Source organism: Celerinatantimonas yamalensis, assembly GCF_046054155.1.
Classification (GTDB): domain Bacteria; phylum Pseudomonadota; class Gammaproteobacteria; order Enterobacterales; family Celerinatantimonadaceae; genus Celerinatantimonas; species Celerinatantimonas yamalensis.
In genome coordinates this window covers 151,956-163,509 of the sequence record NZ_JBEQCT010000003.1, presented here as the reverse complement: position 1 = coordinate 163,509, position 11,554 = coordinate 151,956, and the positions used below count along the sequence as shown (strand labels likewise).

9 protein-coding genes and 4 tRNA genes are annotated in these 11,554 nt (G+C 44.4%); 1 reads left to right on the top strand and 12 read right to left on the bottom strand.

The window, feature by feature from the left end; translation table 11 throughout:
• Positions 1-4 precede the first annotated feature (4 nt).
• On the bottom strand, positions 5-646 hold the full coding sequence (locus tag ABUE30_RS08740; RefSeq protein ID WP_408623365.1) for an amino acid ABC transporter permease: 642 nt from the start codon (positions 644-646) through the stop codon (positions 5-7).
• Positions 647-721: 75 nt separating this feature from the next.
• On the bottom strand, positions 722-1,567 hold the full coding sequence (locus ABUE30_RS08735) for a transporter substrate-binding domain-containing protein (protein ID WP_408623573.1): 846 nt from the start codon (positions 1,565-1,567) through the stop codon (positions 722-724).
• 300 nt (positions 1,568-1,867) lie between these two features.
• Here ABUE30_RS08735 and pdxR point away from each other — a divergent pair, with 300 nt between their 5' ends.
• Entirely contained in the window at positions 1,868-3,352 is a 1,485-nt protein-coding gene (gene pdxR, locus ABUE30_RS08730) for a MocR-like pyridoxine biosynthesis transcription factor PdxR (protein ID WP_408623364.1), read from the top strand.
• A 59-nt stretch (positions 3,353-3,411) separates the two neighbouring features.
• On the opposite strand, the gene ABUE30_RS08725 is transcribed toward pdxR, so the two are convergent.
• From ABUE30_RS08725 to tolA, 10 genes are all read right to left on the bottom strand, one after another.
• A complete protein-coding gene (locus tag ABUE30_RS08725) occupies positions 3,412-5,259 on the bottom strand; it encodes a M3 family metallopeptidase (RefSeq protein WP_408623363.1) in 1,848 nt (615 codons plus the stop codon).
• A 171-nt stretch (positions 5,260-5,430) separates the two neighbouring features.
• A complete protein-coding gene (locus ABUE30_RS08720) occupies positions 5,431-6,690 on the bottom strand; it encodes an alpha/beta fold hydrolase (protein ID WP_408623572.1) in 1,260 nt (419 codons plus the stop codon).
• 503 nt (positions 6,691-7,193) lie between these two features.
• Positions 7,194-7,269: transfer RNA gene (locus ABUE30_RS08715), tRNA-Lys, on the bottom strand.
• A 6-nt stretch (positions 7,270-7,275) separates the two neighbouring features.
• Positions 7,276-7,351: transfer RNA gene (locus ABUE30_RS08710), tRNA-Lys, on the bottom strand.
• A gap of 18 nt (positions 7,352-7,369) precedes the next feature.
• A tRNA-Lys gene (locus ABUE30_RS08705) sits at positions 7,370-7,445 on the bottom strand.
• Positions 7,446-7,473: 28 nt separating this feature from the next.
• Positions 7,474-7,549, bottom strand: a tRNA-Lys gene (locus tag ABUE30_RS08700).
• A gap of 282 nt (positions 7,550-7,831) precedes the next feature.
• Entirely contained in the window at positions 7,832-8,686 is an 855-nt protein-coding gene (gene ybgF, locus ABUE30_RS08695) for a tol-pal system protein YbgF (RefSeq protein WP_408623362.1), read from the bottom strand.
• A gap of 7 nt (positions 8,687-8,693) precedes the next feature.
• Positions 8,694-9,248 (bottom strand): peptidoglycan-associated lipoprotein Pal, encoded by a 555-nt coding sequence (gene pal / locus ABUE30_RS08690; RefSeq protein WP_408623361.1) that lies wholly within the window; start codon positions 9,246-9,248, stop codon positions 8,694-8,696.
• Between the two features lie 34 nt (positions 9,249-9,282).
• Positions 9,283-10,641 carry a Tol-Pal system beta propeller repeat protein TolB gene (tolB, locus tag ABUE30_RS08685; RefSeq protein ID WP_408623571.1) on the bottom strand — a complete coding sequence of 453 codons (1,359 nt, stop codon included), beginning with the start codon at positions 10,639-10,641 and terminating at the stop codon, positions 9,283-9,285.
• A 3-nt stretch (positions 10,642-10,644) separates the two neighbouring features.
• Positions 10,645-11,547: a cell envelope integrity protein TolA gene (gene tolA, locus ABUE30_RS08680; protein ID WP_408623359.1), complete on the bottom strand. Its 903-nt coding sequence runs from the start codon at positions 11,545-11,547 to the stop codon at positions 10,645-10,647.
• Positions 11,548-11,554 lie beyond the last annotated feature (7 nt).

Sequence of the window (11,554 nt, the reverse complement as noted above, 5' to 3'; positions counted from 1 at the left end):
CCTCCTACATGGCAAGTCGATGTGCTTTCTTCTCAGCAACATATTGCAATTTGACCAATACACCTACAATGATCATGTAGATCAATCCTGCGCCTAAAATGGGATAAAGCGGCTGATAAGTCACCGCCGAGATACGGTTAGTTACTCGGGTTAAGTCAACAATACCAATAATGGCAATCGCAGGGCTGCCTTTAATTAAAAACGACATCTCATTGACTAGCGGCGGTAAACTCACCGCAATCATTTGCGGCAGCATAATGTGTCGAAAGAAAACCCAATGCGTCATCCCCACCGACATTGCTGCTTCATGTTGGTCTTTGGAAAAATTTCTAATCGCTGAACGCCATATTTCAGCGTTAAACGCTGCTGTGTTAATCGCTAATGATAAAATCGCCGCAATATGTTTTTCTAAATGGATCCCAAGCGCAGGTAGGGATAAAAATAAAAACAACACTAAGGTAATCAGTGGAGTTGAGCGAACTAAGCTAATGTATAGCGTTAATAATTGCTCAATAATGGGGATTTTTTTCTGGCGAATCAGAGCAATAAGAAGCCCTGCACTGACACCAATAATAATCGCCACCCCGGAGATCCAAAGGGTGGTCCAAGCCCCTTCTAATAATAAAATCCAAGCATTCAGATCCATGCAGTGCCCCCAACATAACCACACACAAAATAAAGGACTAGCTAGAACGCTGTACTAGCCCTTTAACATGATGATTTAAATACCAGCTAGTCGATGAAACTCTTCAACATTGGTAATAGGTTGATCAGGTAAATTATCAAACGCTTGGCCAAACCACTTAAGTTGCAGCTCTTTTAGCTTGCCGGTGTCTTTTAAATGTTTGACGAATCCGTCCAGAAAAGCGAGTAATTTCGGACTACTTTTAGGAACCGGCCAAGCCACAAATCCGTGCCCTGAGACAGCCTGCCCTTTGGCAAAGATATTTGGATGTTTTTTCACCACATCGTTCACTGAAATCACTGCATTGATTACATAGTCCAGTCGACCGTTGGCCAAGTCTGCATACGCTTCAGGATACGATTGATATTGAACGACTTTACCAAGCTTGCCTCCGGTTTTAGCTAGCATGACTACAAGCTCTGGAAGGCGTGCTAATAAGGCACTACCCGCTTGCACCCCTAATGTTTTACCACTTAAATCCGCAACACTCTTGATGCGATTATCCCCAGCTCGCTTAACATAAAAATCTTGTGCTGAGGCAAGCGGTGCAACAAAATTTAATGCCTTCAGACGATCATCAGTAATGAGTGCGCCGGTAATGGCAACATCATATTGTCCTGACGAAACAGCAGCTAATAATCCAGTCCAAGGTAAGATACTTTGTTTAATTTTAAATTTATGGGTATATTTTTTTAGCTCAACGAGCACATCTTTATTAAAGCCATCGGGTTTACCATTTGTGATAAAATTAAATGGTGCATAGTTATCTTCTGTCACAACTTTGAGCACCCCACTTTTCTCAATGGCGGGAAGATCAGCGGCCTGACTTAAACTATTCAATCCCATAGTTAACAGTGTTGCTGCCGTTAATCCTTTAAGCATTCGTGAAATATTAAGCTCCATTTATTACCTCTCCACTGTAGTATGTCGTCCATCAAATTCACTCATCACGATATTTTTAAGCTCATCGCAATAAGCTCTCTTTTCACTAATAACGTGTTCATCCAATGTTAGATAGGGCCAACGTCAGTGAAAATATGAGTCAGATGCCACCGCTCGCTCCTAATACGACACCCCAAACACTCGGTAATCGAAATGACTAGATCGACATAACAGCCAGCTAGTGCAATTAGGCACAAAGGTTGCTTAGTCTAATCATCAGTGAGTGCGGAGGGATAATGGATGATCGAATGTTGCTTACAAATTAGTTTTGCCAAAGACCGCGGATTACAAGAACAACTGCGCGAGGTGTTGGTCACATCCATCTTAGCCGGACGATTCATTCGTGATGAGTCATTGCCCTCATGCCGCGCTTTGAGTGAGCAATTAAAGATCTCTCGCAACACCGTATCCTTGGTGTATGAAAGCTTATGCGATGATGGGTATCTGATCAGTCGCCCGCGTAGCGGGTACTACATCGCGCCGCAATATGACCCCGATTACCTTAGTCAAGAGGCCCCCGTAGAACTCACCCAAGATATTGCCCATGCACCTAATTGGGACAATTTGTTCAAAAATAGTCCAAGTCAATACCCAACCATTCATAAACCGTCCAATTGGGCCAAGTTCGAATATCCATTTTTGTATGGTCAACCTGACGCCAATTTGTTTCCGATGGAGAAATGGCGAGAAGCAGCACGAAAAATTACCGGGAATATGCATGCCCATGATTGGGTACATGATTTAGTCGACCAAGACGCCGCCTCGCTATTAACACAGCTACGCCATCATGTTCTCCCTAAACGGGGAATTATTGCGCAAGACAGTGAAATACTAATCACTCTCGGCACCCAAAATGCGTTAAGTCTGGTGTCGCAACTTTTATTTGATCAGCAAACAACCGTGGGTGTTGAGTCCCCCGTTTATTTAGAGGCAGTCAATACTTTTCGCTTACGTACGCAGCGGATTATTCCGCATGAGGTGGATGAACAAGGAATTATTCTTAACGAACCGTCGGCAGATTGCGACTTTTTTTATGTGACGCCTAGTCATCAAGCGCCAACGGGCGTGAGTATGAGCAATGCACGGCGCAAAGCGCTACTTCAGCAAGCAATTGATCATAATCAAATCATCCTAGAAGATGACTTTGATTCAGACACCAATATTGAACAGCGGCCACGCCCAGCACTCAAAGCACATGATAACTGTGGTCGTGTGATTTACATGAGTAGCTTATCTAAAGCACTCGCGCCGGGTCTTCGGTTAGGTTATATCGTGGCTTCAACAGAACTCATTGACGAGTTACGCTCACTGCGAAGAATCACATATCGCCATCCACCATCGTATATTCAATATCAGATGGCTTATTTTTTATCACAAGGCTACTACGAAACATTTTTACGCCACTATCGAGAAAATTCAGCCTACCGCTGGAGCCTTCTCAAAGGGGCTCTCGATCGCTATCTACCGCAATGTCGCTATGCAAACACCAAAGCTACGGCATTCTGGCTACAAGCCCCAGAACAGATCAATACCGAGCTGTTAGCTTGGCGCGCTGCCCATAATAGTATTTTGATTGAACCTGGCTCGAACTACTTTATTGGCACACATCAGCCTAAGTGCTACTTTCGTTTAGGCTTTCATGCCATTGCGCCCGAGGCTATTGAACCGGGGATCCAAAAACTATCGAAAATATTTAACGATGTGCTCAATAATCAGAAAAAATGAGGGTATGTTCAGATAGGTGACCAACAAGGAGACATTACGTCTCCTTGTTAGCATTTGGATTAACACCCGTAAGTATCACTAATATAGGCTTCAAACTGCGCGCACATCTGCTCATTTGATTCATCATTAGTCGCTAGCTCTCGGAAGCCATCGACAATGCGAATTTGCGCATTTAAAGGTGCCGGAGAGACTTGCTCACGCGAGCTCAATGCTGCGATTTTTTGTAGCTCAATTTCCCAAGCTTGCTCAGCTGAAAGATTACACGTATCGGCCAAGTATTTTGCATTAAATCCTTCACCACATAGACTTTGAATACAATCCGTTAACGAGACACTATTGCCCGCATGCCAATAGTGTTTAGCTAACAGTGGGCCAATTTTAGGATTATCGGTTAAATAGCCAAATCGGCGAGTAAAATAATCGCGCGTTTGGTAAACAGCCATATGTGCTAGCAAGTACCCTTGGTAGGAGCACGCTGACTCATCAGAAAGCAAATGAGGGATCGCCAGCAACGGTCTTGGACTACATGAAAGGCCTAAAATCTGTTGTTCGGTATCACGCGCTAACTGACTGACCTGCTCAGGCACGAGCTGGTCATCACTGAGTGAGTATAAGGCACGCTCAAAATAGGGCACCACCAAAATACTGCGCTCTTCATAAGCTTTAAATGGTTGAACTGCTTGGGTCATTGCTTGGATCAAGTGCTCAGGCACTGCATTGCCTTGCGCATCTTTGGCATACAACGTTAACCAATCAGCATCACTCAATAAGCTATCACAAAACATGGATTGTGTTTCGGCATAAGCCATCGAGGTCGGTGCAAATTCTTGGGAAAAACAAGGAGCATTCATTTTAACATTGGCGAAATGCGCGGCATGCCCGCCTTCATGAAACAGAGTATTGATCCCTGAATAGCCACTCCCTACTTGATCCGGTTTGGCGTTACTAGTGAAATTGACTTGCCCAGCAATCCATTGGCCTTGGTCATAAAAAGATGGAACAGGTCCATGGCAGAAGCCATTTTGATATTTTCCTTTTCGATCGAGCAAATCAAGGGTCAATTGTGCTTGGCTATAATCAATCCCTAACCGACCAAACGACTCAACCCAGCGACGCAACGATTTAGAAAATGGTACATACGGGTCCAAATCACTCATCACATCGCCAGCATACGAATAGATGAAGTTATGCGCAAGCAATGCTTGAGAGCCTTTGTGTTGCGCTAATGCATCTAAGCTGCTCTGGTTAGCTTGACGGGTACGTATCTGAAAATCATCTAAAATAGTAAAGAGCTGCTCGCTACTCATGTGTTCGGTTTTCTCTACCGAATAGTCAAAATAATTCGCATATCCGAGTGACTGAGCAAAGGTGTTGCGATGTTTAACCAGCTCTAAAAAGCCATTGTGTAAGAGCCATTGCTCGAGATCTAATAAAGCCTGATGGGCACTTTGGCGCACCGCTTCATTTTCATTAGTGTTCATCACGCTACGTAGCAGCGGCAAAGAAGCCTCAACCGCTTGCCCTTCGGCATCAGTATAGGTCATGATGTGGTTCTGTTTTTTCTCAAATAACTGCGCTTCAAATTGAATCAGCTCATCTTTGAGTGTTTTGGCCCGATGTGACTCTATCGCATGGGCTTCAAACATGGCCTGCCAGCCCACTAACCCTTGGCAAGTGGCTTGTCGTTCAGTTTCATCAACAATCGATTGAGCCGCTTCAAGTTGGATTTTCACCTCAGTCAAATGAGTCATATCACTGAGAAACGATGTCCAATCGGACAAGGCTTGAGAAGCACCTTGATGATCATCACTGGTTCCCATGTAGGTCTCCCAGAACAGATCTTCTTTGGTTCGGTGAATCGCTAAATAACGTTGATTCAACTCATTCAAGTACTCGGTCGCAGTCATGTCACGTCCTTTTTATATCGATAAGACAAACCATTATACATGCCCATTCTAAAATGCGAATAAATTCTCGCCAATGTAAAATGACAAGGCAAGCAAGTTTGCATCCGTAAACAACTTGTCAATCACTGTCCAGTTAATGCCGTGTCTATAAAAACCCTATCATATGAATACTCATTCGTTTTTATCAGCTAGCATTTGTTGTAAGTGAATAAACACTTCGGGTGATTGGCGCACACCATCATGTTCAAACTCATCAGTGACCCACGTTTTAAGATGCCCCACCTGCTGAGCCGTTTGCAAAGACAAGGCTCGAGGAACATACATATCATTGGCATACACCGCCGCCACCACAGGTACTTCATTGCAAGCTAAACGCTCAACATCATATAAAGGCCGATACTGGCCATATGCGGCTATGGCACGTGCCGCAGGTGCAAATGCTCTCAGCGAGCAGATCTCGTCAAACATCCAAGGGTAGATCATCTCACCCGTCACGGGTAGCGGCCGGATATGGCTATCAAATCCCCTCAAACCATCACGAACGCGCTGCGCAGCCCAATTGGTAGCGTTCGCCCCTTGCCCATAAATACTTTCATGCAACGCTGCATACAGAGGATTGCCATAAAATCCGGTAAGCATCATCACCTGCAACAAAAAAGTATCGCTTAACTGTTCACGATCACTGCTTGCAAAAGCCTCTTCGACTAACCAATGCAGTTGTTCAAACCCCGACCCCATACCGAATAAGATCCCGAGTGATTGAAAACGCTCGATGGTGAGCGTATCACCATCCGGAAGGTAAACGGGTTCAGCCTGCAGTCGGTCAGCAATGCGTGCCATTTGCACCATATCATCAGGATAACGCTGATAATATTGCTGCGTTTTATCGGCCACACTCTGATAGGTCTGCGTATAGATCTCATCAATACTGGCGCTTATCCCGGCCAAACCGCCTGTGACATAACAAGCAGCCAAACCTTGCGGGGCCTGTGACAAATAGGTCAAGGTGATAAAACCACCATAACTTTGTCCAAGCGTTTCAAATTTCTGTCCGGCGAACCGCGTGGTGCGTAGCCACTCGCAATCTGCCACGATACTATCAGCGCGAAATTCTAACAGATACGCACACCCTTGCTCAGCACTCATTTGTCGCATCAGATTAGCATCAATTCGGCTACTCCGTCCGGTACCGCGTTGATCCAGTAGGATCACCCGATGTGTTTTTAGCGCTTGTGCAAGCCAGCAAGGAGAACCGAGCTGCGGTCTTGGCGATTTACCACCGGGCCCGCCCTGTAAGAATAACAGTAGCGGAAGGGATTCATTGGCCCGATTGGCATCGACCACTTCACGGATAAACACTTGGATTGGAGCGCTAAATTCAGGATGTTGCCAATCTAATGGTACATCTAAGTAATAGTCACTTATCTGCATTCCCTGTAATGTATATTGCTGCACAGCTTGGCCCCTATAGCAAGATGAAGTTCATCGAACAGGCAACATAGCATATTTTCGTGGCTTCGAGGATCACCTATATCATAAGCTTGTGATGTCGTGGGCGTAGAAAAATACACAAAAAGAAAGGTCATTGTGTGAATAGGTGCTGCGTAGGTAATTGAAACGATGAACAAGCCAAATACTGATCATCAGGTGACTCAACGGCTATTTCGTGATCATGTTTCGAGGACTGTGACTTAAAGGACGTTCTGAGATCATCTAGCTTATGCATCAGCAACAGAGCGCAATGGCGTAAAGCATTCGAGGCCATCAAGACATACAATAAAAACTTCGGAGCAGAGATGAGAAGCAAGAATTAGGCTAAAATAACGGGTAGTTTTTTGAAATTAAAAAGGAAGGTATAACTAGCCGAGCTCACTTAGCTAAAAGTTTGGGAAACGCAACTTGCTAATGAGAAAATGGTGGGTCGTGTGAGAAAATGGTGGGTCGTGCGGGATTCGAACCTGCGACCAATTGATTAAAAGTCAACTGCTCTACCAACTGAGCTAACGACCCTAGTCGTGGTGGGCTGTGCGGGATTCGAACCTGCGACCAATTGATTAAAAGTCAACTGCTCTACCAACTGAGCTAACAGCCCTAACTAAGATATCGGTAATGGTGGGTCGTGCGGGATTCGAACCTGCGACCAATTGATTAAAAGTCAACTGCTCTACCAACTGAGCTAACGACCCTCATAGGGATCAACCGATAGTTAAGCAATGGTGGGTCGTGCGGGATTCGAACCTGCGACCAATTGATTAAAAGTCAACTGCTCTACCAACTGAGCTAACGACCCGTTCATGTCTCAACGGCGGCCTATAATACGGATTTCACGATGATGTGCAATAAAAATTTAAATATTTTCGATTGTTTGCTTAGCAAATAAGCAAGTGATTAGCTTCTGGCTACATTTTAGTCACAATAAGCCATCTATTATCTTAATTAGCTAAAATCAAGAACCTCAACAGTGATCAGTGTAAACAAGATAACATCAAATAAGACTTTAAAAATTAAAATTTATTTGATTTAGAACTTGATTGAAAAATATACTTTCTGATCACCATTGAGGCCTATCAAACTATTTTTTCACTGTTTTCAGTTGCGCTTTAGCTAAATCGGCCGCACTGCTTTGTGGATAATTTTTAACCACCTGATTAAAATAGTCCGTCGCTTTAGCATTTTGATTTTTCTGTAATGCAATTTGTCCCAATTTCAACAATGATTCAGGCACTTTATTCGATTTAGGGTACTGATTAACGACCACTGAAAATTCTTGAATGGCTTGATCTTGTTGCCCTTGTGTATATTGCAACTGACCTAACCAATAATGTGCATTAGGTACATACGGTGATTGAGGATACTGCTTGAGAAATAGCCCAAATGCACTAATCGCTTGATCAAATTTTCGATCTTGCAAAACTAATTGCACAGCTTTCTCATAATCGGCTTCCCCTTTACCACTTGTCACTGGCCCACTGTTAGCATTACTCGCTTGGCTACTATCACTCGCTTGCGACGCTTTTAACTGAGCAAATCGTCTGTCCATCTCTTGATAAATATCGCGCTCACGCTGGGTCATTTGATCAATCTGATGTTGTTGCTGTTCAATCGTACCATTCAGTTGTGCAACCTGGTCAGACAACTGATTGACCTGTTGACGCAGTTTGATCTGCGATTGCCCGCGAGCAATAAACATCTGTTCCAAGCGTTTGACTCGTTGCTCTGGGGTCAAATTACTATTGGTTTCAAAACTTGCAACCGTCAAAGCATCCGACTTCGCTTGAGAAGCTGAAGAATTATCTGCAGATGAGGGTGCGGTAATACTGGTGACCGTTGATTGAGTACTTAAATTGGTCACTGGGACATCTGCATAGCTCAGGTTCGGCAATAATGCGGCTACAATTGCAGCCGCTGATAGTTTAATCGGTTTCATCATGCTCTCAATAAACTAATACAGCACGGCGATTTTTAGCCATACCCGCTGCAGTATGTGTATTATCAACTGGTTTTTCTTCACCATAGCTGATGGTTGAAATCTGATCAGATGACACGCCTAAACTTTCTAAGTACTGCGCAACTGCTTTAGCACGGCGCTCACCCAAAGCAATATTGTATGCTGGGGTACCACGTTCATCAGTATTCCCTTCAATTAACACATGTATTGACGGATGGTTACGCAAAAATGCAGCATGCTCTTCGAGTAACTTAATAAACTGACTTTTAATGGTCGTTTTATCAAAATCAAAGTAGATGGTTTGATTCTGTCGAAGCTCAGCCAACTGTTTTTGTTGTTGCTCCTGAGGGGTCAACACTTGATCAGCAGCGCCCACTTGAACGCCAGTCTGCCCATCACCATTTTGTCCATTCACACCGTTAGCCGTACCGGCTGTTTGGCTCCCACTTGCTGATGTGCCACTATGATTGGCGCTACATGCAGTCAACGCTCCTAAGGTAAGCGCGATCACGATAGCTTTACAGTAAGTATTTAGTTGCATTGAGATTTCCTTTTATGATTCATATTATTAATGATTAATTTAAAAAAGGTGACCACGCAGGTGAGCGAACATCGCCATCTTTCGCGGGTAACGTAGCTTTAAAGCGGCCATCCATCGATACCAGTGCTAATACCTGACGATTATGAACCACTGTACTGTAAATGATCATACTGCCATTAGGTGCAATACTGGGAGACTTATCTAACGAGGTGTCAGTCAAAATCTGCATATACCCAGTTTTGAGATCCTGTCGTGCAATACGATACTGCCCGTTGGTACGGTTGACCAGCACAATTGATTGATCATCAGGGGTCACTTCAGCACTGAGATTCATATCCCCTTCCCAAGTAATCCGCGTGACTTGCTTGCTTGCTAAATCATAACGATAGATCTGCGGATTACCACCTCGCTCAGAGCTAAAATATATATATTTACCATCGTGTGACCATGTGGGTTCCGTATCGATGCGTGGGCTATGCGTGACACGGGTCAGATGACCTGAGGCAATATTTTCAATATAGATTTCTGGTTGACCGTCTTTGGAGAGCACTAACGCCATGTTCTTGCCATCAGGTGACCACGATGGTGCACTATTAAGTCCCGGATAATGTGGCAAATGCGTTCGTTTCGGTGGCAGACCATTATGTGAATAAAGATCCTGAATATAAATATTCGGTGTACGGTTTTCCATACTGACATAGGCAAGCTGTTTACCATCTGGCGACCACGTCGGTGATAGAATAGGCTCATGCGAGCGCAGCAGAACACGTTCATTAAAGCCATCGTAGTCAGCAATACGCAACTGGAAAGGGTACTTCGCTTTCGGATTATAGACGACATAAGCAATACGTGTTAAAAATGCGCCACGTTCCCCCGTCAATGCTTTATAAACATGATCAGAGATCAGATGCGCATATTGACGCAGTTGTTGGGTAGTCACAGTCCCAGTGCGACTTAACAGTAAGTGTTGATCATTTTGAACCAGTTGGCCATTTTGTAATGTTGTTGACTCACCCATTTTCCCTTGAAGAACATCAACCAACTGATAGTTAATTTGATATTGACCTGGCGATGATTCACTAATCGATCCCACCAGCACTCCTTCAACCCCCATTGCAGCCCAAGCTTCGTATTTAACTTGACTAGCTTGATAAGGCGTTTGCGGCATACTCGCTACTTTGATGGGATTGAATTTACCACTACGACGTAAATCATCAGCAATGACTTGACTAACATCGGTTGGTAATTTGCCAGGCCCTTTCCATTGAAAAGGGACCACCGCAACTGGGCGAGCCGAATCAACGCCCTGAGTAATCAAAATATCTAGGGCAGCGAAGCTACGACTACTCATCAGTAGCCATAAACCTAACACCAGTAACGATCTTAATTTCATCATTTAACCACCGGGTTTAAGAGTAATATTTAAAACTTTCATTTTGGCAAATACATCAGGCTCCGCCGAAACAGGGACCTGCTGCGTTTTATACACAGCCGATTTTGCTGCTCGACACGCATCAGGAGCCCCGCTAACATGACTGACATTTACAATAAAGCCATTACTGGCCAACGTCACGGTCAAATTACAAGTTTTCCCTTTTAACGAGCTATCTGTGATCACATTTTGCTGAATTGCTGAGGTGATCATCGCTTGATATTTTTGGATCTCAGACATAATTTCTTTTTTCCGACGCGCACTTTGTTCTGCTTCCATATCATTGAGCAGTTGCTGTTCGGCTTGTTGCTTACGCTTAAGCGCAGCGGCTTTTTCCTGCGCTTTTCGCGCCGCTTCTTGTTGCGCTTTTCGTTCCGCTTGTGCCTTGCGGGTAGCAGCTTCCTGAACCTGACGCTGTTTTTCGGCTTTTTGGGCAGCTTCTTGCGCTGCCTTTTGTTCGGCTTGCGCTTTTTGTCGTGCTTTTTCAGCAGCTTTAGCCTGCTCTTGCGCCAATTTACGCTCTAACTGCGCTTTTTTGTTGGCCGCTTCCTCTTGCTGACGTTTTAGCTCGAGTTGCTTCAAGCGTTTTTGTTCCGCTAGCTGTGCTCTGCGAGCTTGCTCTTGTTGCTGCTTTATCGCTGCCAAACGTTGCTCTTGCGCTTGCTGTGTTTTGCGCCGCTGTTCCTTTATCTGGGCAACTTGCTGTTCAACTTGCTCGGCGGAAACCGCTTGGGCTTGAATCACTGGTTGCTCAGATGCCGCTTGTTGCGGCGTGTGTTGGAATGAAAATGACAACGATAGCGCAGCAATAAGTAGCGCATGTAAAATAATCGACACAATAATGTATAACCGATTTGACGATTTCAAACTGCTG